29 protein-coding genes, 2 pseudogenes and 1 riboswitch are annotated in these 25,954 nt (G+C 61.4%); of the genes and pseudogenes, 12 read left to right on the top strand and 19 right to left on the bottom strand.

Features of this window, described 5'->3' with window-relative positions; all coding sequences use genetic code 11:
- Nucleotides 1-23 precede the first annotated feature (23 nt).
- Nucleotides 24-509 (top strand): RNA polymerase subunit sigma, encoded by a 486-nt coding sequence (locus tag AC2ETI_RS10135; RefSeq protein WP_317558184.1) that lies wholly within the window; start codon nt 24-26, stop codon nt 507-509.
- A gap of 44 nt (nt 510-553) precedes the next feature.
- Here AC2ETI_RS10135 and AC2ETI_RS10130 read toward each other — a convergent pair whose 3' ends face one another.
- Genes AC2ETI_RS10130 through AC2ETI_RS10115 form a run of 4 tightly spaced genes read right to left on the bottom strand, consistent with a single transcriptional unit; the run spans nt 554 to nt 3,725 of the window.
- Nucleotides 554-1,324 carry a glucose 1-dehydrogenase gene (locus tag AC2ETI_RS10130; protein WP_003945779.1) on the bottom strand — a complete coding sequence of 257 codons (771 nt, stop codon included), beginning with the start codon at nt 1,322-1,324 and terminating at the stop codon, nt 554-556.
- Between the two features lie 8 nt (nt 1,325-1,332).
- The gene (locus AC2ETI_RS10125; protein ID WP_355333653.1) at nt 1,333-1,908 is read right to left on the bottom strand and encodes a TetR/AcrR family transcriptional regulator; all 576 of its coding nucleotides are present in this window, start codon (nt 1,906-1,908) and stop codon (nt 1,333-1,335) included.
- Nucleotides 1,909-1,959: 51 nt separating this feature from the next.
- A complete protein-coding gene (locus AC2ETI_RS10120) occupies nt 1,960-2,487 on the bottom strand; it encodes an SRPBCC family protein (protein ID WP_355333650.1) in 528 nt (175 codons plus the stop codon).
- 50 nt (nt 2,488-2,537) lie between these two features.
- Nucleotides 2,538-3,725: a zinc-dependent alcohol dehydrogenase gene (locus AC2ETI_RS10115; RefSeq protein ID WP_019747201.1), complete on the bottom strand. Its 1,188-nt coding sequence runs from the start codon at nt 3,723-3,725 to the stop codon at nt 2,538-2,540.
- A 185-nt stretch (nt 3,726-3,910) separates the two neighbouring features.
- Between AC2ETI_RS10115 and AC2ETI_RS10110 the strand changes: the two genes are divergently transcribed.
- Complete coding sequence (locus AC2ETI_RS10110; protein ID WP_019747202.1) at nt 3,911-4,057, top strand: hypothetical protein; 147 nt, start codon at nt 3,911-3,913, stop codon at nt 4,055-4,057.
- 150 nt (nt 4,058-4,207) lie between these two features.
- Here the strand turns inward: AC2ETI_RS10110 and AC2ETI_RS10105 are convergent, their stop codons facing one another.
- Both AC2ETI_RS10105 and AC2ETI_RS10100 read right to left on the bottom strand, forming a co-directional pair.
- Nucleotides 4,208-4,846, bottom strand: a complete 639-nt coding sequence (locus tag AC2ETI_RS10105; RefSeq protein ID WP_019747203.1) for a PAS and ANTAR domain-containing protein — start codon at nt 4,844-4,846, stop codon at nt 4,208-4,210.
- A gap of 168 nt (nt 4,847-5,014) precedes the next feature.
- Nucleotides 5,015-5,890, bottom strand: a complete 876-nt coding sequence (locus tag AC2ETI_RS10100) for a haloalkane dehalogenase (protein ID WP_060938310.1) — start codon at nt 5,888-5,890, stop codon at nt 5,015-5,017.
- Nucleotides 5,891-5,952: 62 nt separating this feature from the next.
- Between AC2ETI_RS10100 and AC2ETI_RS10095 the strand changes: the two are divergent.
- Nucleotides 5,953-6,264, top strand: a pseudogene (locus AC2ETI_RS10095) (MarR family winged helix-turn-helix transcriptional regulator); the annotation flags it as partial.
- Between the two features lie 159 nt (nt 6,265-6,423).
- Here AC2ETI_RS10095 and AC2ETI_RS10090 read toward each other — a convergent pair.
- A complete protein-coding gene (locus AC2ETI_RS10090) occupies nt 6,424-7,296 on the bottom strand; it encodes a hypothetical protein (protein WP_483633857.1) in 873 nt (290 codons plus the stop codon).
- 369 nt (nt 7,297-7,665) lie between these two features.
- Between AC2ETI_RS10090 and AC2ETI_RS10085 the strand changes: the two genes are divergently transcribed.
- The gene (locus AC2ETI_RS10085) at nt 7,666-9,042 is read left to right on the top strand and encodes a WS/DGAT/MGAT family O-acyltransferase (RefSeq protein ID WP_019747210.1); all 1,377 of its coding nucleotides are present in this window, start codon (nt 7,666-7,668) and stop codon (nt 9,040-9,042) included.
- Between the two features lie 18 nt (nt 9,043-9,060).
- Here AC2ETI_RS10085 and AC2ETI_RS10080 read toward each other — a convergent pair whose 3' ends face one another.
- The 3 genes and pseudogenes from AC2ETI_RS10080 to AC2ETI_RS10070 all read right to left on the bottom strand — a co-directional run bounded on the left by AC2ETI_RS10080 (nt 9,061) and on the right by AC2ETI_RS10070 (nt 11,097).
- Nucleotides 9,061-9,474, bottom strand: a complete 414-nt coding sequence (locus tag AC2ETI_RS10080; RefSeq protein ID WP_030537614.1) for a PPOX class F420-dependent oxidoreductase — start codon at nt 9,472-9,474, stop codon at nt 9,061-9,063.
- A 55-nt stretch (nt 9,475-9,529) separates the two neighbouring features.
- Nucleotides 9,530-10,396, bottom strand: a complete 867-nt coding sequence (locus AC2ETI_RS10075) for a hypothetical protein (RefSeq protein ID WP_483633856.1) — start codon at nt 10,394-10,396, stop codon at nt 9,530-9,532.
- Between the two features lie 12 nt (nt 10,397-10,408).
- Nucleotides 10,409-11,097 (bottom strand): annotated as a pseudogene (locus AC2ETI_RS10070) (HAD family hydrolase).
- A gap of 177 nt (nt 11,098-11,274) precedes the next feature.
- Here AC2ETI_RS10070 and AC2ETI_RS10065 point away from each other — a divergent pair.
- Nucleotides 11,275-13,635: an arylsulfatase gene (locus AC2ETI_RS10065; protein ID WP_483633855.1), complete on the top strand. Its 2,361-nt coding sequence runs from the start codon at nt 11,275-11,277 to the stop codon at nt 13,633-13,635.
- Nucleotides 13,636-13,650: 15 nt separating this feature from the next.
- Here the strand turns inward: AC2ETI_RS10065 and AC2ETI_RS10060 are convergent, their stop codons facing one another.
- The 5 genes from AC2ETI_RS10060 to AC2ETI_RS10040 form a co-directional block, all read right to left on the bottom strand.
- Nucleotides 13,651-14,424, bottom strand: coding sequence for an ABC transporter ATP-binding protein (locus AC2ETI_RS10060; RefSeq protein WP_019747215.1), 774 nt, complete (start codon nt 14,422-14,424; stop codon nt 13,651-13,653).
- A complete protein-coding gene (locus AC2ETI_RS10055) occupies nt 14,421-15,461 on the bottom strand; it encodes a FecCD family ABC transporter permease (RefSeq protein ID WP_483633854.1) in 1,041 nt (346 codons plus the stop codon). Before AC2ETI_RS10055 ends, AC2ETI_RS10060 begins: the two co-directional genes overlap by 4 nt.
- Complete coding sequence (locus AC2ETI_RS10050) at nt 15,458-16,210, bottom strand: class I SAM-dependent methyltransferase (RefSeq protein WP_483633853.1); 753 nt, start codon at nt 16,208-16,210, stop codon at nt 15,458-15,460. Before AC2ETI_RS10050 ends, AC2ETI_RS10055 begins: the two co-directional genes overlap by 4 nt.
- On the bottom strand, nt 16,211-17,224 hold the full coding sequence (locus tag AC2ETI_RS10045; RefSeq protein ID WP_483633852.1) for an ABC transporter substrate-binding protein: 1,014 nt from the start codon (nt 17,222-17,224) through the stop codon (nt 16,211-16,213).
- Between the two features lie 58 nt (nt 17,225-17,282).
- Nucleotides 17,283-17,463, bottom strand: a riboswitch (cobalamin riboswitch).
- 40 nt (nt 17,464-17,503) lie between these two features.
- On the bottom strand, nt 17,504-18,361 hold the full coding sequence (locus AC2ETI_RS10040; RefSeq protein ID WP_483633851.1) for a siderophore-interacting protein: 858 nt from the start codon (nt 18,359-18,361) through the stop codon (nt 17,504-17,506).
- Nucleotides 18,362-18,843: 482 nt separating this feature from the next.
- Here AC2ETI_RS10040 and AC2ETI_RS10035 point away from each other — a divergent pair, with 482 nt between their 5' ends.
- The gene (locus AC2ETI_RS10035) at nt 18,844-19,635 is read left to right on the top strand and encodes an SDR family NAD(P)-dependent oxidoreductase (protein WP_020906486.1); all 792 of its coding nucleotides are present in this window, start codon (nt 18,844-18,846) and stop codon (nt 19,633-19,635) included.
- Nucleotides 19,636-19,687: 52 nt separating this feature from the next.
- On the opposite strand, the gene AC2ETI_RS10030 is transcribed toward AC2ETI_RS10035, so the two are convergent.
- Nucleotides 19,688-21,025, bottom strand: coding sequence for a DUF1254 domain-containing protein (locus tag AC2ETI_RS10030; RefSeq protein WP_483633850.1), 1,338 nt, complete (start codon nt 21,023-21,025; stop codon nt 19,688-19,690).
- Nucleotides 21,026-21,124: 99 nt separating this feature from the next.
- Between AC2ETI_RS10030 and AC2ETI_RS10025 the strand changes: the two genes are divergently transcribed.
- The 4 genes from AC2ETI_RS10025 to AC2ETI_RS10010 all read left to right on the top strand — a co-directional run bounded on the left by AC2ETI_RS10025 (nt 21,125) and on the right by AC2ETI_RS10010 (nt 23,681).
- Nucleotides 21,125-21,526 carry a nuclear transport factor 2 family protein gene (locus tag AC2ETI_RS10025; RefSeq protein WP_020968661.1) on the top strand — a complete coding sequence of 134 codons (402 nt, stop codon included), beginning with the start codon at nt 21,125-21,127 and terminating at the stop codon, nt 21,524-21,526.
- A 164-nt stretch (nt 21,527-21,690) separates the two neighbouring features.
- Entirely contained in the window at nt 21,691-21,846 is a 156-nt protein-coding gene (locus AC2ETI_RS10020) for a DUF6131 family protein (protein ID WP_003945564.1), read from the top strand.
- A 136-nt stretch (nt 21,847-21,982) separates the two neighbouring features.
- The gene (locus AC2ETI_RS10015) at nt 21,983-22,459 is read left to right on the top strand and encodes a hypothetical protein (protein ID WP_031332956.1); all 477 of its coding nucleotides are present in this window, start codon (nt 21,983-21,985) and stop codon (nt 22,457-22,459) included.
- Nucleotides 22,460-22,523: 64 nt separating this feature from the next.
- Nucleotides 22,524-23,681 carry an AI-2E family transporter gene (locus tag AC2ETI_RS10010; protein ID WP_029254636.1) on the top strand — a complete coding sequence of 386 codons (1,158 nt, stop codon included), beginning with the start codon at nt 22,524-22,526 and terminating at the stop codon, nt 23,679-23,681.
- A gap of 7 nt (nt 23,682-23,688) precedes the next feature.
- Here the strand turns inward: AC2ETI_RS10010 and AC2ETI_RS10005 are convergent, their stop codons facing one another.
- On the bottom strand, nt 23,689-23,904 hold the full coding sequence (locus AC2ETI_RS10005) for a hypothetical protein (protein ID WP_019747225.1): 216 nt from the start codon (nt 23,902-23,904) through the stop codon (nt 23,689-23,691).
- 187 nt (nt 23,905-24,091) lie between these two features.
- Between AC2ETI_RS10005 and AC2ETI_RS10000 the strand changes: the two genes are divergently transcribed.
- Nucleotides 24,092-24,361, top strand: a complete 270-nt coding sequence (locus AC2ETI_RS10000) for a DUF4235 domain-containing protein (protein ID WP_007734706.1) — start codon at nt 24,092-24,094, stop codon at nt 24,359-24,361.
- A 22-nt stretch (nt 24,362-24,383) separates the two neighbouring features.
- Here AC2ETI_RS10000 and AC2ETI_RS09995 read toward each other — a convergent pair whose 3' ends face one another.
- Complete coding sequence (locus AC2ETI_RS09995) at nt 24,384-24,791, bottom strand: RidA family protein (RefSeq protein WP_019747226.1); 408 nt, start codon at nt 24,789-24,791, stop codon at nt 24,384-24,386.
- 111 nt (nt 24,792-24,902) lie between these two features.
- Here AC2ETI_RS09995 and AC2ETI_RS09990 point away from each other — a divergent pair, with 111 nt between their 5' ends.
- Nucleotides 24,903-25,118 (top strand): BldC family transcriptional regulator, encoded by a 216-nt coding sequence (locus tag AC2ETI_RS09990; RefSeq protein WP_483633849.1) that lies wholly within the window; start codon nt 24,903-24,905, stop codon nt 25,116-25,118.
- Between the two features lie 72 nt (nt 25,119-25,190).
- Here AC2ETI_RS09990 and AC2ETI_RS09985 read toward each other — a convergent pair.
- Nucleotides 25,191-25,954 (bottom strand): acetyl-CoA C-acyltransferase (locus AC2ETI_RS09985; RefSeq protein WP_483633848.1); only part of this gene is annotated, 764 nt, incomplete at its 5' end.

Below are 25,954 nucleotides of genomic sequence, written 5' to 3'. Positions count from 1 at the left end.
GGGTCGAGAGAGATTGTAAGCCCATGTTGCAGGAAGGCTCGCTCGAGATGTTGGCCGCCGCGGCACGGAGCGGTAGCCATGAAGCCATGACCGATCTGTACGCAGTGTTTCGCCCGATGGTTGTGCTGCGGTGCCGCGCCGAGCTTGATCGGGCCGTTTCCGACTCCGCCGCGGATGCTGCATGCATCTCTGTTCTCACGGCAGTTTGTGGCGGATCGGCGGCGAATCAGCCTTTCCTGCGCCTGCTGTACGTGAGTACAAGCGTCGCGATTGCTCGGGCGGCATCCGACCGGTTCAGCAGTGGCCCGCTCCCGCCTCCAACAGCGCTCCCGGTTGTCGAACGCGATGTCCTGGTGTTGCGGTTGATCGTCGGCCTCGACAGTGAGGCGACGGCAACATCGCTCGCCCGTACGACCGACCAGGTGTCACTCGACCTGCATCGTGCGCTGCAGCGCCTGCGAAAGTTGAGTTCTCCGAATGCAATCAGGGAGACGTTGGTATCTACCTGAGGACGTTCGGAATGCGCAGGTTCAGGCGGGAACGGATCCCTGCCTTACTGGCCGGCGATGTATTCGATCGACGGTCCGGCGGTCCAACCACCGTCGACGGCGATCTCGGAACCTGTTGTGTACGAGGCATCGTCGGAAAGTAGGTAGGTGACCGCACCGACCAACTCCTCCGGGCGACCGACACGGCGATACGGATTGTTGGGGAATGCGCCCTCTTCGAGGCTGATGCCCGTCGGCGCAGTCATGGGGGTGAGGACCATGCCGGGGTGTACGGAGTTGACCCGAATCTTGTCGCGACCGAGTTCGACGGCGGCGATCTTGCTCAGCCCACGCACGCCCCACTTGGCTGCGCCGTAACCGCTGGTCAGAGCCATGCCCATCAGGCCGGCGGCCGAGGAGATGTTCACGATGGATCCGCCGCCTGCTGCCTTCATGAACGGCACCACCGTGTGGATACCGGTGTGTACGGACACCAGGTTGATCTGGATGATGCGTTGGAACGTCTCGAGCGGTTCTTCGGCGACCGTCTGGCCGGAAGCCGAGATTCCGGCATTGTTGACCAAACCGTTGATCGCGCCGAATTCGGATACCGCGTACTCGGCGGCGGACTTCCAAGACGCCGGATCGGTGACGTCGAGGTGAACGTAACGTGCTGCGTCGCCGAGAGATTCGGCCACTGCTCGGCCGTCGTCGTCGAGTAGGTCGCCGATGACGACGCGGCCGTTACCCGCGACGATGCCGCGCGCAAACGCCTCGCCCAGGCCGCGTGCGCCGCCAGTGACGAGAACGATTTTTCCGGAGAGATCCTGAGTCATGATTGTTCCTAACCTGTTGGTGTTGCGAGATATGGCTTCGAGAACGCGCCGAGCGCGCGGGCGATGGCCTTGGGTGCGGGGGTCCGGAGGTCTGCCATCTCGCGCAGTGCGGCCACTACCGCCAGTGTTGCCTGGCCCGAAGCCGCTGTCGTGTCGAGCGAGCCTTCTGGCCGATCGATCAGACGTGCAACTTCTGGGCGGATCAGTTCCATCGTCTCGAAAGTTGCTGATTCCCAAACTCTCCGGAGCGCCGCGTCGCCGAAGATGATGGGCATCAGTGACCGAGTCATCGGCTCGAAGGACTCGCCGACCGATGCGATAAAGGCCGTCTTCACTGCCGCTGAGAGTCCGAATTCGCGGGATTGCGCGCTGAGGGCGGTGGCAAGACTGCGGTTTCCCTCGTCGAGCATCGGCCAGATGCTCTCTTCCTTGGTGGCAAAGCAGCGATAGAAGGTGCGCTCGGAGATTTCTGCCCGTTCGGCGAGCTCCGCGATGGTCGTCGAAGTGTCGCCGCGTTCGACGAAAGCGGCAGCGCAACTCTGCGAGACGCGGAGAAGTAGTGCAGTGCGGCGGGCTGTTGCCATATCCGCACTGTACCAAAAGTGGCAGAAACTGCCACAAGCAGTGCTGGTCGGTCAGCCGGTGCTGCCTTCGATGCCGGATACCTCCTGCTCAACGGCGCTCTTGATGTTCAGCAGCGTCTTGCGGATGTTGCCGCGCTGAAAGTCGGCGAACGTCTTTCCGCCGGTGGCAACCTTGTCGAATATGTCGGCCGCAAAATCCGGCCAGCCCCGTCTGTCGTCGATCCACGTTTCGGTAACTCGGGTTCCACCGGGGACGGGCTGAAATCGGTACCGCCAGGTTGCAATAGCGGCAGAGATTCGTGGCGTGGTAAGGCCGATCTTGTGAACACGGAATTCGAACAGTTTCCCGGCGTCGGCAGCGGTGACGGTGCATCTTGTGGTCCACTGCGCGCGCCCACGTTTGTTGTGCCCGTCGAACTCCATACCCAGGAAAGCGCTTTCGCGGTCTCCCCGCAAGGTAGCTCCCAGGTTTTCGGGACTCCAGTCGCCCATGCGAGTGGGATCGCTGATGAGCTCATAGAGAGAAAGCGCGTCGACATTGACGACGACGCTGTCGGAGACGGTGAGTTCGCGAGCCATTTCGGTTTCAGTTTCTTTCTGTCGAACGTGGATGGAATCGGTGCTGATTATTACCCGTGCGGTTTCAGTTGGATCTTGACCGCGCCTTCCTGCTTTTTCTGAAAGATCTCGTAGGCGTGTGGCGCCTGATCGAGCGGCAGCTGATGAGTGGAAAAGGTGTCGACGCCGAGTGGGTCGTCATCAGTGAGCAAAGGCATGATGTCGTCTACCCACTTCTTGACGTTCGCCTGACCCATCCTGAGCTGAATCTGCTTGTCGAACATAGTCATCAGCGGCAGTGGATCAACCATGCCGCCGTATACACCGATCAGAGAAATCGTCCCCCCGCGCCGAACGATGTCGATGGCCGAATAGACCGCACCGAGTCGATCGATTCCTGCGTTACGCATCGCAGGCGCGGCAAGAGCATCGGGAAGGAGTCCGACGAACTGCTGCGCGAGCTTTCCGATCGGAGACCCGTGAGCTTCCATTCCGACAGCATCGATCACCGAATCGGTTCCACGGCCGTTCGTCGCATCTCTGACTGCGTCACCGATCTTGCTGCCGTAGTCGTCGAGATTGAGGGTTTCGATCCCGCGTTCGGCAAGGCGTGCAAGGCGTTCGGGTACACGGTCCACGCCGATTACTCGAAATCCCTTGTGGTGAGCGATGCGGGCCGCCATGTCACCGATCGGTCCGAGACCGAGGATGGTCACGGACCCACCCGGCGGGATGTCGGCGTATTCAACCGACTGCCAGGCTGTGGGAAGCACGTCGGAGAGGTAGACGAATCGCGAATCCGCGGGACCTTCGGGAACTTTGATGTGTGTGAAATGTGCTTGCGGTACTCGAAGGTACTCGGCCTGCCCGCCTGGCACCGAGCCGTACAGCTCGGAGAAGCCGAACAACGCTGCGCCCGTTCCCTGATCGCGGACCTGAGTCGTCTCGCACTGTGTGTAGAGGCTCGAATCACACATGAAACAGTTGCCACACGAGATCTGGAACGGGATCACGACGCGGTCGCCTATCTCGAGATTCGTGACTTCCGAGCCGACTTCTTCGACGATGCCCATCGGTTCATGACCGAGAATGTCGCCGGCATTCATGAACGCACCCAGAGTCTCGTACAGGTGCAGATCGGATCCGCAGATATTCGTCGTGGTGACCTTGATGATCGCGTCACTGGGTTCGACGATCTTCGGGTCCGGAACCGTATCGACGCTTACTTTTCGTTTGCCTTGCCAAGTCACTGCGCGCACTGGGATCGACCTCTCATCGCGGAAATGCTGTTCGCAGTCACCTGCCCGAAAGCGCTGAAATGCAAACAAAACCGGTGAGGGTTGCGGGAAGTGCTGAGAGCGTTAGATTGAGAGGGAGGCGGGCCGAGGCTCCTGAAAGGCCGCACGCCGTATGACTGACAGGACCAAATGACGGGGATGACCGCATGACCGAGAAAGACAACAACGACCAGTCGCCCAAGGGTGGGCACCCAGGGCCCGTGGACAAGGGCGGCGACGGCGGAATGGCAACTCGAGAACAGGCGCCTGAACTGGTCGAGGAGACCTCCGAGAAGAAGTCTGACGACAAGTAGTTTCCTTTTACTCCGCGTTGGGTAACAACGGGGATAGGCCGCATCGGACCGTCCCGGAATCAATGCGGGCGAGGTTCCTCGAGGTTGAGCAGCCAGCCACGGGAACCGCCTTAAGCATCTCCCAGTTCGTGGTTCAGCCGGGTTAGAAGTTCAACCCTGTAACAGCAAGTGATCGAACCGGGTCCGCAGAAGTGTCGGGACCCGGAAATCGTCCAGCGTGCGAACTATCAACTGCTCGGCAACATCCCTGAGTTTCACGTTGGTCTCCTGCGAACGCCACACGAGGATGTCGAAAGCTCGATCGGCAGAGATTCCGTAGATCACCATGAGCATGCCTTTGGCTTGCTCGATCACCCCGCGAGAAGCAGTGATTTCGTTGACCAGCACGTCGACAGATGCTTTCACCGTGCTGTCCAGGGTTTCGGTGACGTCGATGTAGAAGCCTGAGCTGCCGACCACAGCACCCGACTCGTCCACGACGCTGTCGCCGACGACGATTACCGAGTGAGTGTCCCCTGCGGTGTCGATAATGCGGTGGCGGCTGCTGAACGGGCCGCCTGAAGTGCGGATGGCATGGAGTGTCTGGGCAACGTGTCTTCGGTCGTCGGGATGCTTGTGCGCGAGCATCAATTCCGTCGTCGGAGCCACTTGGTCGGGTTCGTATCCGTGAATCCGTGCGACTTCGTCCGACCACTCCCACCGGTCGCCGTTGCGGTGATAAAGAAAGCCGCCCACCCGGTGTGGAGCCCCCGATCCCGACGTTCGCCCCAACCCGTCCTCGTTCACCACACACGCCCCCTCGTTCTCGACCTCGTCCCAACCGGCGTACTCGCCAGTTAGTTATATCGGACAAATCCGGCGGAGGTGGTGTCGGTCCCATATTTCGGAGCACCGTCTGGATCGCTACCGCATGGGTCGGGGAAACCGGCGCTCAGAGAACGTGGCGACGGTCCCACTTCAGTCGCGGCTGAAGCAGTGTTGCCGCTGTGTCCATTCGGTGATCGCCGCCGCGATGGCCGCAGGCTGATCCTCGGGGGCGAGATGTCCTGCGGGACCGCACTGTTTCACCTCGAGGTTTGCGATATTCGATCGGCTCCACGCGACTTCGTCAGGTCCGATCATGAGAAGTTCGGCGGGGCCGCTGAAGGTGAGAAGGAGTTTGGGTACCTCGCTGCTTTCTGCGAGCCAATCGCTGTACGCCGCCACTCGTGCATTCACGTCGCCGGGACTTCCTTCGACGGGGAAGGACCGTGGCCACTCGAGAAGGGGCCGGCGACTCTCCGGCGAGGGGTAAGGGGCGCGATAGGTTTCAGCATCGGTTTCGGACAGTTCTCCGAGAACTGTTCTGTGAAGCGCAATTTCGAGGAAGAAGTTTTCGTCGAGTACCTTGGTCTCGCCGATGCCGGGAGCTCTCAGGGCCTCGACCCGCGCTCGTGCGTCTCCCGGGAAGTGCTCGTCCCAGGTCATCGGACGGAGGATCGTTTCGAAGAAGGCAACACCTCGAACGCGTTCGGGATGGCGGGCAGCCCAGTCCAGTGCAAGTGCCCCGCCCCAGTCGTGTCCGACGAGTACGACGTCGTCGAGCTCCATCTGGTCGAACCATGCGTCGAGGTAACGGGCGGTGTCGAGAAAACCGTAGTCGATTGGCGGTTTGCCCGACGCGCCCATTCCGATGAGGTCAGGGGCAAGCGCTTGGCCGAGATTTCCTATCTGCGGGAGGATGTTTCGCCACAGGTAGGAGGATGTGGGGTTCCCGTGGATAAGTACGAAGGGTGTTCCGTCTCCGCACGAGCGGTAGGCCACAGTCGAGTCGAGCACGGGAATTGTGGGCATTGCGACTCCTCAAATAGTTTCCATGTACCCTAATTTAGATAGTAGCCATGTATTCTATTTGAATGCAAGATCGAGAAATATGGACGACGGGGTCGCTGGTGTGGCACCTTGGCTTGCGCTGGCGGGCGGGGGTTGACCGAGCGATCGCGCACCTCGGGTTGACCCACGCCCAGTATTCGGTGCTCGCGTCTCTCCATGGTCTGGTGAGTGCGGGGGAGAGGCCTAGTCAGCGAGAACTCGCCGCGCACACAGGGTTGCAGCGAATCTACATATCCAAGCTCGTGCGAGCGTTGGAGAAGAGCGGGTTTGTTGTCAGCGAACGAGACAGTCGCGATGCGAGAGCCGTTTGCCTCGATCTCAGTGACGAGGGGAAACGAGTCATAGAACTCGCTAAAGACATTGTCCGCCAATTGGATGCAAAGAATACGGAAGTGCTGACGAAAACCGGTGGGCGGGAACTGGCCGAGCTCCACCGCGCCCTCGGTGCGTTACTCGACGCCACCGAAGCCGGCGATGAATGAAGTCCGACCTACTTACTTGGCGCTACGTTCGGCGGCGACGGCAGCAGGTTCGGGTGAGCCGGCCGGCCGTGGCCTGAGGCTGTCGGCACCGATGTTGTAGACGTCACTCGTCGTGGCGAGGGAGTTGGACGTGGTGGACGAGGGAAGCCCGGCGCGCCAGTTGACGATTGGATTCAGAACGCCGAACGGGCCACATCCGGAAGCTGTCGGGACGGCGAAGGGCTGTCCGGTGTGCCCGGTGTTTCGAACGACGGCAGTATCCGGGAAACCTGGAACCTCTTCGAGGACGCCGTATTCGGTCACATCCAAGTTGAGTTGAACGGGGTTGTTGTCCGAGCCCAGGTAGCATTTGCCGCCGAGGAGAGGGTTCGCGATCTTCAATTTGACGGGTAGCTTCACACCAAGCTGAAATGCATCCACGGTGGGAAGTGCAGACGTCGACTCGACGGTGGCCGAGGCCTTGTTCAGTCCGAAGAGATTGTTGAATGGTAGGTCGATTCCGAGTGCGCCCCCGGGGATGTCGATAGGTTCGGCGTAGATCCCCCGACTGTTGTCGTTCGGTGGGATGAAGACTTGGTCGAATCCGAATTCGGCCTCTGGATTCTCCCGGTAGGCAACTCCGCCTGCGATGCGCATCGCCCCGGCGGGAATGCCGACGGAAAGCTTGCCGATCTTCATGTTTCCGCCGGTAACCGTGACGTCCATACAGGTGCTGGTCTCGGGATTGTCGATCGGACATGAATCCCAACCGCCGAAGGGGATCTCCGCTGCCGGGGCGGCTCCTGCAATACCTGCTGACAAGCTTCCCACCGCGGTGACGGTGGCGAACACAGTTGCGGTGGCGAGTGCGCCGAAAAGCCCACGCGACGTCGAACGTCGGGACATGTATTTCTCCTTTGGGTACAACCGACCAGTCGGGATTGTGATGATGAGTGACGGTAGTCACGTGTGACTTGGATGTACAGACAATTTGAAACAATTCCGACAAAAGTATTACTGCGATCGCCTTCGCTACTACTTGTGGCTGTGAGGATTGAAATTTGTTGCAGTGCTCTGTGTCTCGTCATTCACCCACGCATCGCTGTGAGGTGCTACGACCCGAAAAGGCGTTCGTCGACGGGAATATCGGACTCCTGTCGAAATCGAGGGGGCAATGTTTTGTCGGAGTCGCCAATGTGGGAAGTCAGGGCGAGTAACTTTGTCGAACAGCGGCTGATCGGTACTCCGGGCAGCTGCCCGAGAGAACGGATCGCCATGACGCTGATGCTGCCGCTCGACTCGATGTTCCTGCTGATGGAGTCACGAGAGCATCCCATGCACGTCGGTGGACTGTCGCTTTTCGTTCCGCCGGAAGGAGACGACGGCGAATTCGCCAGGTCGCTCTACCGTTCGCTCACCGACGTCGACTCGATTCGCCCCCTCTTCCGCCGCAAGCCGGTGCAGTTCTTGTCGAACTTCGCGCCGGTGCGTTGGACGGAGGACACGGATGTCGATCTCGAGTATCACGTCCGGTTGCTCGCGCTGCCCAAGCCGGGACGAGTCCGCGAATTGCTCGAGCTGACCTCCATGCTCCACGGCACGCTGCTCGATCGGCACCGGCCGCTGTGGGAGGCGTACGTGATCGAAGGTCTCGCCGACGGCCGAGTTGCCGTGTACATGAAGACGCACCATGCACTCATGGATGGTGTGTCTGCTGTTCAGGCGTGGTACCGCAGCCTCTCGTCGGACCCGCTCGATCGAGAATCGATGCCTCCGTGGGCGCAGCGACCTTCTTCGGGGCGGGTTCGAGCCAGTCGCGGGCTGGACCTGCAGAGGCGGGTGGGCTCCGTGATCGAGACCGTGCAAGATGTGGTCGGGGTGGGCCCTGCGATAGTGAACGCCGCTGCCTCGGCAGTGAAGGACCACGTCGCACCGTTGCCGTTTGCTGCCCCGAAATCGATCTTCAACGTCCCGATCACCGGAGCGAGGCGTGTCGCCGCGCAGTCGTGGCCGATCGAGCGCCTGCGCAAGGTCAGTTGCGTTGCAGACGTGACGCTCAACGATGCGGTGTTGGCTATGTGCGCGGGCGCGCTACGGCGATACCTGATCGAACTGGACGAGTTGCCGGACAAACCGTTGATCGCGATGGTGCCGGTATCACTTCGTAAAGGCACTGAGGGTGAGGCTTCCGGCAATGCCGTAGGTGCGGTGTTGTGTGATCTGGCAACCGAATTGGCGGATCCGGCGGCCAGACTTCAGAGAGTTCACGACTCGATGAGTAGCGCCAAGTCCCTGATGTCGGGCCTGACGCCCCTTCAGATCACGGCGCTCAGTGCATTGAACGTCGCGGGCCTCGGGTTGCCGCTGATCCCTGGTTCATCCCGACTGATCACCGGGCGTCCAGTCTTCAATCTGGTGATTTCCAACGTCCCCGGCCCGACGACGACGCGATACTGGAATGGCGCGAAGCTCGAGAGCTGTTATCCGGCATCGATTCCGTTGGACGGGCAGGCAATGAACATCACCGTCATCGGCTACGCGGACACCATGCAGTTCGGTCTCGTCGGTTGCCGCCGCAATGTTCCGCACCTGCAGCGGCTCCTGGGCCACCTCGAGGAATCACTGAGTGAACTCGAAGCCGCCGCAGGCTGATCAATTCGATTCGTGCATTCAGACGTCACGTCCGTTCACGACCAACTGGTGGACGTCCAGTTCTTTGTCGTCGAGGCCGAAGCTGATGATGCGTTCGGGGTGGATACGGATGATCGGTGCGTCGAGACCATGCGCACCAGCGCCCGCAACATCCAAAGCCTCTGCCCGTCCACGGATTTCGACGCACCTGACCCGCCATGGATCTACAGATGCGATGTCGTCCACGACAAACGCGACCCGCCCGTTCTCCGCGACGTTGTGAAACTTACGGCTGCCCGTCATGTTGTAACCGCTGATGTCGATCGTGGCTGTATCCGGGTTGTAGTGGAATCCGACCGGACTGACTTGCAGCGTTCCATTCCGTTGAACCGTCGCGAGGCGTCCGAGAGTCTGTGTGGCCAGGTAGTCGAGTTCGATTCGGGTGAATGTCATGAAATCACGCTAGAACCTGAACTGCTGTAGAGGTCAAGATCTCCGAACGTGCAACTCATTCCGTCTCGTCAAGGCCCTCTTCTGCTTCGTCGACCCGGCGCTCGGCCTCGCGAAGCTCATCCTCGGACTCTCGAACCGCGACGCCGGCAGCCTTCTCGGTGTTCTTGGCGAACTGTCGTTCCTGTTCTGCGTGTTCGAGATCGGCGCGGAGTTCTTCGATGCGGCGGTCGAGGTCGGACAGCTTTGACCTGGCATCCTCGAACTGGGCGGTCTCGGCCTTGACCCGTCGTCGGATTTTCTCGAGGTCTGCCCTGGCTTCCTTCAATTCTGCTTTCGCCTTGGCTTGTTCGGCCTTGCGATCCGGAGCAGTGGATTTGGCCGGAGCGCTGTCTTCGGTGTGGATCGCAGGGGCATCTTGTGCGGAATCCTCCTCCACTACAGCAAGTCCCGCCGGCCCGAAACCGCTGTAACTGGCAGCGGTCACAACTCGTCCGAGTCGGACCTGCGCGGCAGTCTCCTCGTCGGACAGGGCGGCATTGAGGGTCTGCGCGACATCACGTAACGCATCCTCACCGGCATTCTTTCCACGCGAAGCCGCGATCTCACCGGATTTGTGGGCGAGACTTCGCACCACCTGCTGCCTCTGTGTCGTCAGCCGTCGCAAGTCCTGACCTGAGAGATGGCGTTGGGCGTCGCGTAGCGATTCGCCAAGCGCGAGAAGTGCATCCAGATCTTCGGATAGATTGCGCGAAATGAGATTGACCAACCATCCCACGGTGGTTGGCTTCCGAAGTTTTCCGATCTCCGCGGCCAGTGTGCGGTCGTTGTCCTCCCGGGCAGCCTTCACATGCTTTGTACGCGCCTCGACGAACTCGCCGGGGTCGAGGCCGTAGAGTTCGTCGGCGACATCATCGAGGGTCACACGTCCATACTGTCATTCGGCGAGTGGTTCGAAGACTGTCTTCCAGTCGTTTTTGATGCTCACCACTGTCCACCCGTTTGCGCGCGAGGCGTCGAGTGCGTGCTCGGCTCCGTCCACGTAGTCGAACTCGCGTTCCGGATCGTCATGGAGCACCAGAAGACGAAGTGCCGGAATGTTCGGGTGTTCGGCGAACTGCAACATCGGTAGGTCACCGTTGCTGTTTCCGGCCGCGATGACGGGTCGTCGGCCGATTCGGTTCCATATCTGTACGGGCCGGCGTGGGTTTCGAATTCGTCGACTGTGACTTCGGCGAATGCCGCCAGGACACCGGCCGCGAGCACCTTCAGTGCGCTGTCGTCGCCGCGATAGTGCTTCGAGATCACATCGTTCAACCAGGCGTAGTCCTGCTCGAAGGCCGCCTGCCACGGTTGACGGTTGCGAAGAGTCGGATCCTGGTTGGTCATCTCGACGAGGCGGCGCAAGATGAAGTCGAGTTGGATCGGCATCGGCTTCTCACACCACAGAGTTCCGTCGTTGTCGAAGACTGCGATCCGGTCTTCCGGTGCGATTTCGTCCGGACTTCCCTCAGTCGTCGCGCGTTCGACGAATTGCCTGATGGCCTGTTTCGGCGTGCCGTCCTGCCAGCTCGGAAGCGGGTCAGGGTTATCGGAGGTGGAGGCTTCAACGAATTGACTGCTCATGTGGTCCCTGGCTTCCAGTGAGGCGATGACAGACCCGGCACTTTCATACTCGGACCTCCTGCCGAAGATGGCATCGCCCATTTCGGGCGACAGCGCTTCGGTGAGCACAATCGGGGTATGCGATTGACCATGCAGCCGTAGAGGCTGGCATTCAGATCACCTACAAGGAGCCAGGTCATGGCCAACGCATTCAAAGGCGTCGTCAACCTCGATATTCGCGATTCGATTCCCGACTGGAGCCCGTACGAGCAGCCGAAGGCTGCCGCCGGCACGCCTAACATTCTCTACATCGTTCTCGACGACGTCGGATTCGGCGCCTTGGGTTGCTACGGGGGACCGATCGAGACGCCGAACATCGACCGCATCGCGGGCAACGGATTGCGGTACGGGCAGTGGCACACCACAGCGCTGTGCTCACCGACGCGATCGTGTCTGCTCACCGGCCGGAACCACACGACCAACGGAATGGCTTGCATCAGTGAGTGCGCGGTCGGGTTTCCCGGCGGGAACGGTCACATCCCTCCCGAATGTGCCACGCTCGCCGAGGTTCTGGTCGAGCAGGGGTTCAGTACCGCGATGGTCGGGAAATGGCACCTCTGCGCCGAAGACGAGATGAATCTTGCTTCCACGAAACGGAATTGGCCGGTCGGTCGCGGATTCGAGCGGTTCTACGGCTTTCTCGGTGCCGAGACCAATCAGTGGTATCCCGACCTCGTCCACGACAACCACCCCGTCGAACAGCCGTCGACGCCGGAAGAGGGGTATCACTTCAGCGTCGACATCACCGACAGAGCGCTCGAATACATCGGCGACGTGAAGTCGATAGCTCCGGACCGGCCTGTATTTCTCTACTACGCACCCGGGTGCGCACACGCTCCACATCACGCGCCCCGCGAATGGGCCGATCGCTACGCAGGCAGGTTCGACGCAGGGTACGAAGCCATGCGGGATGAGATTCTGGCGAGGCAGAAGGACATGGGACTTGTCCCGAACGACACGACTCTGCCCTCACTCAACCCGATAGGCACTCCTGACACCCGCACCGGACCTGGCGGCGAACCGTTCCCGCCGCTGGATTTCACCCGCCCCTGGGACACCCTGTCCGCTGACGAGCAACGACTGTTCTCACGGATGGCGGAGGTGTACGCGGGCTTCCTCTCGCACTGCGACGATCAGATCGGACGCCTGCTCGAATACCTCGAAGAAATCGAGCAGCTGGACAACACGATCATCGTGGTGGTTTCCGACAACGGTGCCAGCGGTGAGGGCGGACCCGACGGTTCAGTCAACGAGAACAAAATCGCGAACGGGGTACCCGACGACCTCGCCGAGAACCTGGCAAAGCTGGACGAGTTGGGCAGCACCGAGACGTACAACCACTATCCCAACGGGTGGGCGATGGCGTTCAACACGCCCTTCAAGATGTGGAAGCGGTACTCGTTCAACGGCGGAACCTGCGACCCCTGCATCATCTCGTGGCCGGAGGGTATCGACGCCCGAGGCGAGATTCGAGATCAGTACCACCATGCCATCGACGTCGTCCCGACTCTGCTCGACTGCGTCGGTGTCGACTTGCCCGACACGGTGAAGGGATACACCCAGCACCCGATCCAAGGCGTGAGCATGCGGTACAGCTTCGACGCCGGCAACATCCCCACCGCCAAGCACACCCAGTTCTATTCGATGCTCGGAGGACGAGGGATTTGGCATGACGGGTGGAAGGCCGTCACCACGCACCCGACTCTGAGCGGATGGGGTCATTTCTCCGAAGACACCTGGGAGCTCTACCACACGGAGGTGGACCGAGCCGAGCTCCGGAACCTTTCCGGCGAAGAACCCGGCAGGCTCGCCGAGCTCGTGGGGTTGTGGTTCCACGAGGCCGGCGCCAATCAAGCTCTGCCACTGGATGATCGGTCAGGTGTCGAACTCCTCACCACACCTCGCCCCCAGCTGGCTCCGCCGCGCAACCGGTACGTCTACCGTCCAGGGGGAGCCGAGGTACCGGAAGCCGTCGCTGTCAACCTTCGTAATCGTTCATACTCGATCGGGGCAGTTGTCGACTTGGCCGAACCGGGTGCGGCCGGTGTGCTGTTCTCGCATGGCGGCAGGTTCGGTGGTCACTCGCTGTACGTCAAGGACAACCGACTGCATTACGTGTACAACTTCCTCGGCAGTGAACAGCAGAAGATCGATGCCACCGAAGACCTTCCCATCGGCGAAAATGTAATCTTGGCAGCAACTTTCGACAAGGAAGGTGAGGATCCGTCGGGCACTGCGCACGGGGTGCTCGGCCTCTACTACGGCGATCGGAAAGTCGGTGAGGGCAGAATCCGCACTCAGCCAGGCAAGTTCAGCATCGGCGGTGGCGAAGGGCTCAATGCAGGCCGTGACAGCGGGGAGCCTGTGACCGACGACTACCCGGGTACCTCACCATGGGCGTTTACCGGTGGAACGCTCAGCCGGGTGGCGATCGACGTCAGTGGGGAACCGTACGTCGACCTCGAACGCGAAGCAGTGGCGATGCTCTCGCGTGAATGACAGATCCGCGTGCGTCTAATCCGAGCTGGGTGGAAGGTATCTCACGGTGGGTACTCCGCCGGGACCGTCCAGGCGGACTTCGGCATCGACCTGGTAGACCTCGGCTATCAGGTCGGCGGTGAGGACCTCGGTCGGGCTTCCGTGGGCAACGATGGAGCCACGGTTCAGCATCACTATCGAATCGCAGAACATGGCGGCCAGATTCAGATCGTGCAATGCCATGATCGTGGTGGTGGGCAGGCGACGCACGAGCGCGAGCAATTCGAGTTGATGGTTGATGTCCAGGTGATTGGTCGGTTCGTCGAGCAGCAACTCGTGAGGTTCCTGAGCGAGGGCGCGCGCGATCTGCACGCGTTGGCGCTCCCCGCCGGACAGGGTGTGCCACGACCGGTCGAGCATCCCGGAGAGGTTGGTGTGTTCGATCGCCGCGCGGACGGCGTCGCGGTCGGAACCTGAATGCCCGCCCCACAATCCGCGGTGCGGGGTGCGTCCCAATTCGACGACCTCGGCTACCGTCAGGTCGATCTCCGTGTTGCTGTGCTGATCGACGGTGGCAATCCGACGCGCGACATCTCGGCGTTTCCAGTCAGGCAACGGAGTTCGGTCCAGAGTCACCTCCCCGATTGTCGGACGGTTCTGCCCGGCAAGCAGTTTCAGCAGTGTCGATTTTCCCGAACCGTTGGGGCCGAGAAGCCCCACCGTACTTCCGACGGTGGGGGACACGTCGAGGGCGTCGACTATGAGCGCCCCGCCGACCCGCCAGCTGACGCCGGCCGCTTCGAGTGTCATGGCCTGGCCTTTCGTCTCCAGAGGATGACGGCAAACGCAGGCACACCGACCAACGCGGTTACCACACCGGCCGGGAGTTCCTGCGGCGCAATGGCTGTACGTGCCACGGCGTCGACCCAGACCAGGAAGATCGAGCCGATCAGTGCGGACGCGGGCAGCAGTCGCCGATGGCTCGGACCGACGAGAGCCCGTGCCGCATGCGGGAGGACGAGGCCCACAAAGCCAATGGCGCCTGCGACGCTCACGATCACCGCCGTCATCAAAGCTGTTGCCAACAACAGGGTCACGCGCACCCGCCACACGTTCACCCCCAGCGACGACGCCGCGTCCTCGCCGAAGGCAAAGGCGTCGAGTGCGCGGGAGTGAGTCAGGCAGACCACGAGGCCGACGGCGACCACCGCAGCGCAGAGCGCGACGTCGAGCCAGTCGGCGCCGCCGAGTGAGCCCAGGAGCCAGAACATCACGCCGCGAGTCTGCTCGGGATCGGCCGAGGTGATCACGATGAACGAGGTGAGCGCCGAGAACAGTTGGGTCGCGGCGACTCCGGCCAGGATCACCCGATCCGGCGTGCCGCCGGCCGCATGGGCGAGCAGCAACACAAGGGCGAAGGAGATCACCGCGCCGATGAAGGCGCCGCTCGACAAGCCGATCACCCCCGACCCCACTCCGAGGATCACGATCAGTACGGCACCGGTCGAGGCGCCGGACGAGATACCGAGGACAAAAGGATCAGCCAGTGGATTGCGAAGCAGAGACTGCATGATCGCCCCGCACAGCCCGAGGCCCGCACCGCAGAGCGCGGCGAGCAGAGTACGTGGCAGACGGAGATCCCACACGATGCCGTCGCGGATAGGGCTGACGTCCGCCGCGGTACCGCCGAGATGGCCGATGACGATCGAGGCCACCTCACCGACCGACAGACCGGCCGGCCCCAACGTGATCGCCAGGGCGGCCGACCCGGCCAGCGTGACAACACCGATCACCCACAGCAGGGTGACGGTTGTAGGTTTGTCACGCAGGCGAACTCTTGTCGTCATCTCACGCCGTAGACCACGTAGTCGTCGAACAGTTGCCAGACCGTTCCCGACTCTCGAAAACCTGCTTGCGCGAGCGCCGCCAACTGGAAGTCGACGGCAGTGGGCGCGGTAGCGTCGCGTCCGGCGAATCTGCGCTCTCGCTCGTCGGTCATTGGTCCGATGCCGGGAGTTGCCCGCAGCTCGTCCCACCAGCTGTCCCACTCGGGAGCGCCGGCAGCAAAGGCGGAGCGTTGCGTCTGCTCGTCGTGAGCCTTCGCCCATCGACCGATGACAGGGAAGCGGCTGTCGAAGCGAAAGTGATCACCGTTGAGCAGGACTCCGTCAGGACTCAGCAGTTCGCGGCACTGCCGGTACACCTCGACGAGCTGTTGTGGTTGTAACCAGTGCAGCGCTGTTGTCGACACTATCGCCTGCACCGGTGCAGTCACCGAAGTCGGCCAATCGGTGCTCAGCAGGTCTGCGTCGACCAGCTGCAGTCGGTCTCCGAAACGAGTCGACGACTGACGGGCGACTTCCAGCAGCATCGGGTCGTAATCGATCCCCACAACGCTCGCGTGCTTGAACTTCTCGAGGATCCGGGCGCTCAGTGAGCCCGGTCCGCAGGCCAGGTCGACAACCGTGAACGGGGTGTGCGCGTACTGCAATTCGAGAACGTCGAGAATCGCGTCGAATCGCTTTTCGCGGTCGGCGATGTATGCCGCCTGCTGGTCGTCCCACTGGCGCACCAGTTCACTGATCTCCGCGGACATCTAGACCACACCCAACTGGCGCAGCCCGTCGGAGAGCTGTTCGATGCCACCGACATTGCGGATCGAGGGATCCATCGTGGTTCCCTCGAGGATGATGTAACGCTTGTTCTTCACTGCGGTGAGCTTGCTGGCGACCGGGTCCGATTCGAGGAACGCGATCTTGTCTGCGGCACTGTCGCCGTCTCCGCCGCGGTCGAGATCTGCGAGCACCAGCACGGTCGGGTCTCGATCGAGCACACTCTCCCAACCGATTTCGGGCCAGTACTGTTTGTTGTCGTCGAAGGCGTTCTTCGCGCCCACCGCGTCGGTCATGATTCCCGGTGCACCGCAGCACCCGGCGAAGTACGGAGTCTTCGTGACTGCGTACCACCACGCCAGCGTCACGTTTTCGGCTCCCAGCGACGCCGTGGCGGTGGCCGCGCGATCCTTCAAACTCTCGGTCAGCTCGACACCTTTGTCCTTGACGTCGAACAGTGTTGCCACGTCGCCGATTTCGGCGTACAAGTCGTCGAGTGTGAGGGCCTTGCTCTGCTCGGCATCCTGACCGGTGCACTCGCTGGGCGACTGGTACGTCGCGACCCCGAGGTCGGTGAACTTGGTCCGGTCGGCGATGCCTTCCGAGGTGAACGTGTAATTGAAGGTCGTGTAGACCATGTCCGGTTCGCGTTCGAGGACACTCTCGAAGGACGGGAACTCGGTGTCGAAAGCTTGAACCTGACCGCGTGCCTCACGTAACTCGGGGAGTACGTCGTCGTCGCTCATGGCGTAGCCGGCCATCCGGTCCTGCACTCCCAGTGCGAACAGCATTTCGGCCGCAGGCTGATTTACCGCGATCGCCCGTTCGATCGGTCGCTCCACCGTGACGTCTCGGCCACAGTTCTGGACTGTCACGCGCGATTGTTCGGAAGAGTTGGATTGTCGGGCAGCACTGTCGTCGGAGGAGCAGGCAACCAACGACGCGCTCAACAAGGCCGCGACGGCAGCGGCGGGTAGGCGAAGTCTGGACAGACGCATGGAATCTCGTTCTCGCAGGGGCTCGTTCGCGGAGCCCGTTACCGTGTGAACAGGCGCCTGTTGACCCCTGCTGCCAGCCGGTATTCGGACTCGAGATCGCCCCACCCGAGCGCCTTCCCAGATTTTCATCCAGTGGCGTAAGCCCGGGCGGTCACCCTCACCGCTGCGCGTCAGTTCCGGATTCACACCGGATTCCCTGACCCCCTGTGTGGAGGTCCGCTGGCACAGAGGAACTTATCACCGCAGTGCACGGCCGGTCAGGTCGGCCGGTGTACGCGATCAGATCTCGATGGCCAGGTCGTCGATGTCGGTGAGGGTTCCACCGTCGGCGAGGATGCGCTCGTAGTTCTCGCGCCGACGGAGGTCGATTTCGGTGTTGCTGATGCCGCGCTTCCAGTATCCGAATATCGCGACGTCGTCTTTGTCGAGTCCGACGGTCGACCGAAAGTGCCTACGGATTGCGCGCATCTCGTTGCGTTCACCGGCTCCCCACACGACGTAGCTCGCGGGATCTGCGAGCTCGCGTGCTCGTACCGCCAGTGGGCCGTCGGGCTCGGCGAGATCTGCGCTCACGCGGTGAAGCTCCAGGCCGGGGAGGGTGGGCAGTTCGGCGAAAGCGACCTCGTCATCTGTTGTGACCCAGCCGATTCCGACCACGTCGGTAGGTAGCTGCTCGATGATCGAGTACAGCGCAGGTATTGCGGTGCCGTCCAGAAAAAGTGCGATCCGTCGACCTGGAACGTCGGGGACCAAGAAGTGTGGTCGCGGACCGGTGAGACCGAAGGTGTCACCGATGGTCAACGCCGCTGCCCACCTCATCATCGGGCTGGTCTGTCCGTGCAGGACCACGTCGATGACGATCGATCCGGTGGCGGAATCGTAGGAACGCACCGTGTACACACGCGAAGCGTCGTCGAAATTGGGCCCGAGATTCATTCGTACGGTGACGTTCGGGCGTGACCAGGTCGGATCGTCGGTCGACTCCGTCAAACGAGCCGTGATCCGCAGCAGGTGGTCGCTCGGTCGCTCCATTGCTTCGACGACGGCGAGAACGTCGTTGAGTCCGCGATTGTGGTCAGCGGTTCGTAGGACGCTCGCCCGGGGAGTTGTTGTGCTCGTGGCGTCTGCATGTGTCATCGACTGTGCTCCTGGATCGGGTTTTCGAGATGCCATCAGGTTAGTGCTGCCTAAGTCGGCACAGTTGTCCAGAAGTGACATCTGATTACCTGAATCAAACCTGCGTCGCGAACAACGCGTTTGAGCGACTTGTACTCGCGCTGCTACGGTGCCTGTGATGTCCATACGCCGCTGTACTCTCGATTCCGGCCGTGCACTGCGCACGGCCCGATTCGGCGTAGCGACATTCCGCCGGGGGCGTAAGGCGATCGACCGCCGCCCCTCTGGTCTTGTCTGGATCGAAAGAGCCTTGGCCGCACCGGCCGGATCCGTCTGACATTCGCCACTTCGGCGAGCATTACCTCGCTGAGATTTCGCAGTGCCACACCTGTTGCAGTGCTGCGTATTTCCCGTACCTGAAGTTTCTCGCGGGTGAGTTGTGAGTGTCGGCGCCGCCGAGCCTGGATTACCAGCCAACTCGTTTTCGTGAAAGGTACACAGCAATGAATCGTTTCGAAGGTCGTCGTATTCTCGTCACCGGCGCAGGATCGGGAATCGGGCAGGCCACCGCGCTGCGGTTGCTCGCCGAAGGTGGCCGCGTGGTCGCTGCCGACATCTCCGAGAAGGGTCTGGCAGACACCCGGAGGTCGGCTGAACATGCCTCGACGGAGGGTCGTCTCGACACCGTCGTCGTCGATATCGGTGACGAGAGTTCCGTCATCACGGTTGTGGGTCAGGCAATTTCGGCTCTCGGGGGATTGGACGTACTGGTCAACGCCGCCGGGATATTGCGAGGCGGGCACACCCACGAGACCTCACTGGACTTGTGGAATCAGGTGATCTCCGTGAACTTGACCGGCACCTTCCTCGTCACTCGTCAGGCACTGCCAGCTCTCCTGGCCACCGGCAACGCAGTGGTGGTGAATTTCAGCTCCACCTCCGCAGCCTTCGCGCACCCGTACATGGCCGCATATGCGGCGAGTAAGGGAGGAATCCAGTCCTTCACTCACGCACTGGCTCTCGAATACGGCAAGCAGGGTCTGCGCGCCGTCGCGGTAGCTCCGGGCAGTGTGAAGAGCGGGATCACCGACACCACGGCGTCGTACCTGCCGGAAGACACCGACTGGTCGCTCTTCGGCAAGCTGTCGCCAATTCTGAGCACTGATCTGGAGTCCGGTGGTGCTCCCATGGCCGGGCCGGAAAGTGTTGCGGGAGTTATCGCGATGCTGGCATCCGACGATGGTGCCTTCATCACCGGCACGGAGATCCGTGTGGACGGCGGCACTCACGCCTGATTCTGTGTCCGTCTGACGGCCTGGCCTGGGGCAGGCCGTCAGACGTGAGCCGTCATTCTCGCGAGCGAGTGATAGCGGGGACGACGTAGGACTGATCGAGTACGGCGGGCGAAGGTTCGTACATTCTCAGGACCGGTCGGAAGTCTCCGCGCGGGCAGGGGAGCCAGTTCGCCTTCGCCGTGGCATCTTTCGGCTCCTCGTGACTGATTGTGATCGTCAACGCACCGTCGGCGTCGTGGACGATGCCGGGAGTGCGGTCGCCGATCGAGTATCGGTCGATGGGGTTCGCCACGAGGAAGAAGTCCGGCACCGAGTACATCGTCAGCGACCAGAAGGCGCTCACCGGCGGAGTGGGGTCGAGTCTGATCGTGTAGGTGCGGTTTCCGTTCAATTGCGTTCCCTGATCGTCGACGTAGGTCATGATGTACGCCGCTTCGTAGGGGTGGTTGCCCCACAGCCCGCCCTTGGCCGCCGCCGCTCGTTCGATGATTCGCAACCTGGGATCGGCGATCTTGAATTGTGGATCGTCGATTGCACCGACCTCGAAGTAGTCGAGGTTGTAGTCGAAGGCGTGGAAAGTCAGCTTCCAACCGTTGGCCTCGGGGCTGGAGCCGTGCGTGAGTGCTTCGTGCAGATTCTTCTCTCCGGCGGTCAACCCGTCTGCGAGCGCCGCAGCGTCGTCGGCAGACAGCGATACATAGGGGGAGGCCCCGTGCTCGTTGACTCCGATCGGTGAGAACGAATCCTGGAGTTCTCGATCGCGCGGGGCCGGCGGAAAGGCCTGCGACCAGATGCGGAGTTTCTCGAGGAAGAGGAGGTCCTGGCTGACCTCGGAGTCGGGGACCGGTAGACCGGCCGGAGCCCCGGCGGAGTCGACGACGGTCAGGGTGGTGGCGTCCTGCAAGGCGTGCACGGAGGGGAGGTCGTCGCCGCCGCACGCCCACCGACCGACGATCGATGCAACGGTCGTGGGAAATCTGATCACTGTGGTCTGGGCGGTCGGGGTTCCGGTCCAGGTGGGTGGGACGAGAAGGAAGTCTCCGCTCCTGGTGCCGGTGGCACGGTGCCCGACGTAAGCGAAATTGTTTGTCCAGGCGTCGACGAACTGGAGGACGTAGTAACGGCCATCGGTATCGGGGACGTGCAGCGCAACGGGGCCGACAGAAAGGTCGATCTGCGCCATGGAATACACGGTGTCGTTGTTGATCGTGACAAAAGTATCTGCCGGGCCGGCGAGTGTGCGGGCGTGACTGAAGGTGTTGAAAGGTGCGGCGGGGTTCGCTCCGACACCGTCGTGAACGTACCGATGGACCTGGTCGAGATTGAAAACGAGGGGAAATCCGTAGATGTACGCCTGAGCTGCAAGCTCGGTGCGACTGGTGTCTGTCATCTCTGCCCTCTCGTAGTTCGTCGGTTCGACGTCCACCTTGCGGGAACCCTGCCGTCGAGGCATCACCCGCCGAGGGTGACGACGGTAGAGGGAGAGGCCATGTCGGATCAGGAAACAGCGGTGCTGACTGCAACTGCAGACGAGTGGAACGTCGCGATGTGCTCGAACGACGCCGAAAGGATCGGCGACTTCATGGCCGACGACTGGGTGATCGTCTCGGAGTCCGGGGTGTCCACCAAGGCGGAGTTTCTGGGCTTCGTGGCCTCTGGCGACCTGACTCATTCGGCGATGGATCGCGTCGGGCGCGCTCGCGTGCGTTTCTTCGGTGACGTTGCGCTTTTCACCACGCGGATCACCAATACTGCGCACTACGACGGAAGGCAGTACGACGCCGACGAGTGGACCACCGACGTGTTCGCCCGGCGAGACGGTCGTTGGCGCTGCGTGTTGAGCCACATCACGCCGGCCGTCGAGGCCAAGATCGAAGGCATCGAACCGTGAGGGATAAGAAAAAGAAAGGCCAATGTTTTAACGCCGACATTATTGGGTAGTAATACGAGTTTCGTATTGATGATGTCGATTATCGGATTTCTTGATTGTGAAGTTTTTGTAGTAGCGTCAGTTGAGTAGATCATTTCTATACGCATACCGGATGAGGTTCTCACATGATTGTTCTCGGCATTATTCTGGCGTTGATCGGCTTTTTCACGGGGTTGAGCATTCTGACCACCGTCGGCATCATTTTGGTCGTCGTAGGTGCAGTTTTGTCCATCCTCGGTGCTACCGGGCGTGCAGTGGGCGGACGAAAAGTCTGGTATTGATCGATACTGCGCGAGTAGCTGAGAAGGCGGTACCTGATCTCTTCGGAGATCGAGTACCGCTTTTTCGTTCTCCAATTGATTTTCGGTGTCTCTACCCGAAAGTATCGCTCTGAGCTGCGTCGGGTAAACATGAAGGATGCTTTCTCGAGATCATGCGGAAGAGAAACCTGCGGAGAGATTCAGGTTTCCTCGCAGATGGAATCAAGTTGACGAATCACGCCGCGGTTTGGTGTTGGCGTGGGTGGCCTTCACACTGACGTTCGGTGGAGCACGTCTGGTGACCTGGTTGATCCAGATCGACACCAGGGACGTCGGCGACATCAGTGCTGGTGGGACGCACCTTCACCATTACCTGTGGGGAATCCTCCTGTTGGCCGGGGTGGCGATCTTCGGCCTCGTAGACCGAAGCCCTCGCGCACGAACATGGATGGGCATCGCGTTGGGTATTGCACTCGGGCTCATCGTCGACGAGGCCGCGTTGCTGATCACTCTCGACGACGTCTACTGGCAGAGCGACGGTTGGCCCAGTATCGCCATCGCAGTGTCGATCATCGGAGTTGTGGGAACCGGGCTCGCACTGACCCGAAGCGGAGCGGAGAGGCCTCGAGGTTGATCCGACTACGGCACGGGTACTCACTCCCGTGCCGGGAAGTCGCGCGGATCGTGAGGTGGCTTGAATGGATCCCAGTTCCGCAGACCGTTCACCGGACTCCGAAAGTGAAGTCCAAGCCGTAGATCCGATGGCGGAAGCGGAACGCGAAGCCGCAGCATTGGCGACGCCTGTCCGGCCGCTGGGTGAGCCCGGACCGAGATTCGACCGTCGGTCACCGTTCTTCATCGGTCTGAGCGCCGCGGCCGGAGTTGCCGTGACTTATGCGGTGATCGAAGTGCTGCTTGCGGCGCGAGGCATGCTGATCCTGATCGTGGTCGCGCTGTTTCTCGCGGTGGGCATCGAACCGATGATCGTCTGGCTGGAGCGGAGACATTTCCGGCGCTGGATCGCAGTCACCGTGGTACTCCTCGGAATTGCAGTGATGTTGGCGCTGTTTCTCGTTGCTGCGATCACCCCGCTGGTCGAGCAGGGACGTCAGTTTGCATCGCACGCTCCCGAACTCCTGACACACATTCGTGACCGGTACCCGATCGTCAACGACCTCGATGAGAAGTATCACCTCGAGCAGCACCTCACCACACAACTGGATGGTTCGGGTTCTGCGCTCGCGACGGGTTTGCTCGGTGCGGGGCGGGCGGTGTTCAGCGCAGTCGCCGACGCCGGAATCGTTGCTGTACTGACGACGTACTTCTTGATCGACTATCCACGAATCCGCACGAATCTGTATCGGCTGGTGCCACATTCGCGGCGGCCCCGAGCAATCGCCATCGGTGATCAGATACTGGCAGGTGTGGGTGGGTACGTCCTCGGCAATGTTCTGATCTCCGTGATCACCGCAGTGTGCACCTTCGCGTGGTTGTTGATCTTCGACGTGCCGTACCCGTTGATCCTGGCGCTGCTGGTCGCTCTGCTCGATCTGATCCCGATAGTCGGTTCCACGATCGCAGGGGTTATCGTCGCCCTGGTCTCCCTGACAGTCTCTGTCCCAACGGCATTGGCGACAGTTGCATTCTTCATCGCGTTACGTCTGCTCGAGGACTACCTGCTCGTTCCGAAGATCATCGGGAAGACGGTAGCGGTCCCGGCGTTGGTGACTGTGGTCGCGGTCCTGTTGGGCGGAGCGTTGCTCGGTATTGTCGGTGCGTTGCTGGCGATTCCGGTCGCTGCGGCCTTGCTGTTGCTCGCAAGAGAAACGCTCTTCCCTCGCCTCGACGCTTCTTGACCGGTTTCTATCGGACGCTTCGCGCGCGACGCCGCGAACCAGGATTCGGCTTGGGGCACATCCGAGTCGGGATGGTTTCCCCTTCGTCGGTGATACGGAATACCGATACTTTCTCGCTACACCCGTGATTCAGATCGACCGCGTATGCGATGGCGGCGCGATCCGAGACGAAATCTTCCATCACCGTAGTACCGTCCGGTAGTTCGATTCTGTAGTTTTCCATGACTTACACAACCTTCTTTCGCTAAGACGATCCTACCCGGCGCGCGAAATGGCAAACCGTGGAACATAACGTGCGACAGTCAACTTCGCGCCGCGCCGGTGCAATGTTTCGACAGTTCGCCTGTGGGGTAGGGAGAGTCGGTCAGCCCGCTCAGGCGGTACGAATCGAACCATGGAGGATCCGCGCAATGAGCGCAGTATCGAAAGCGATGTACAAGCCACTCTCACTGGCGACGAGCGTCCTCGGCGGCATTCTGGCCGGCGCCGTCTTCCAACAGGTGTGGAAGCGCATCGGTGACGACAAGAATGCGCCCGAGCCAAAAGATTTGAGCAGGTCGAGTAAGGAAGTCCTGATCGCCGCCGCCCTGCAGGGAGCCATCTTCGCTGTTGTGCGAGCCGCTGTGGATCGTGCGGGGGCAAAGGGCTACCAGGCCCTTGCTCACGAAGATCCCCGGTAGGAACGCCCGGTTCGGTTCGAGTTCAGTCGACGACGGCCGCGATTGCCTCGATCTCGACCAGTTGATCGTCGTAACCGAGAACGGTCACACCCATCAGAGTGCTTGGGGCGTCGTGATCACCGAACGCGTCGCGGACTACCTCCCACGCAGCAACGAGGTCGGCTTGATTGCTCGACGCCACCAGGACGCGGGTGTTGATCACGTCGGTGATGGACGCGCCCGCGTCCGAGAGAGCTGTTCTCAGGTTGTCGACGGCCTTGGCTGCCTGTCCTGCGTAGTCGCCGATGGCGGCAGTGGAGCCGTCCTCGTTCAACGGGCAGGATCCGGCCAGGAAGATCAGTCGAGCCTCGGCGGGAGCCGTTGCTGCATAGGCGTATTCAGCGACCGATGAGAGTGATGTGGAACGGATCAGAGTTACCGACTTCGACATATTTTCCCCAAGGAATAGTAAAGTTTTGCAGCGAGTCTTTCACAGCGCGCCAGGGGTTGCCAATTCATTGTCGGACCCATCCATCCACGCTACGGCTACGAATCACTGTCAATGAGCCGAGAAGAAGAGCACGCAGCATCTGCCGACGAATGGCTGACAACCAAACAGGTTGCCGCACTGTTCCATGTCGACAGGACCACGGTGTCCAGGTGGGCGAGGGAGGGCAAGGTCGGCACTCTGAGAACGCTTGGCGGACATCGGAGATACCGACGTTCGGAGATCGAGAAGTTGTTGCGTAACCGTTTGACGACGCTTGATCCGAACTAGCCTCCGACATGAAACAGACAGGTCGCCGAGCACGATGAGGGCTCGGCGACCTGTCTGGTCAGGATGAAGTAATTACGCCTTGGGGACGCGGATGATGAGTGCGTCGCCTTGTCCGCCGCCGCCGCAGAGTGCGGCTGCGCCGATGCCGCCGCCGCGGCGTTGCAGTTCGAGGGCGAGGTGCAGGGCGATGCGGGCGCCGGACATGCCGAGGGGGTGTCCGACGGCGATGGCGCCGCCGTTGACGTTGACCTTGGCGGGGTCGAGGCCGAGTTCGCGGGTGGAGGCGATCCCGACGGCGGCGAACGCTTCGTTGATTTCGACGAGGTCGAGGTCGGTGGGGTCGATGCCTTCCTTGGCGCAGGCCTTGGCGATGGCGCGGGCGGGTTGGGACTGGAGGGTGGAGTCGGGTCCGGCGACGACGCCGTGGGCGCCGATTTCCGCGATCCAGGTCAGGCCGAGTTCTTCGGCTTTGGTTTTGCTCATCACGATCACGGCGGCGGCGCCGTCGGAGATCGGGGAGGCGGAGCCGGCGGTGATGGTGCCGTCCTTGCTGAACGCGGGACGCAGTTTGCCGAGGGATTCGGTGGTGGTGTCGGCGCGGATGCCTTCGTCCTGGGCGAAGACGATGGGATCGCCCTTGCGTTGGGGGATGGAGACGGGGACTACTTCGTTGTCGAAGTAGCCGTCTTTCCAGGCGCGGGCCGCGTTCTGGTGTGAGGCGGCGGCGAAGGCGTCCTGCTCGGCGCGGGTGATGTGGGCGGTTTCTTGTTGGTTGACTTGTTCGGTGAGCAGGCCCATGGCCTGGTCGGTGAAGATGTCGTGGAGGCCGTCGTAGG

The organism is Rhodococcus sp. MurmanLake-1 (assembly GCF_056945715.1).
This window is presented reverse-complemented; position numbering and strand designations above follow the sequence as displayed.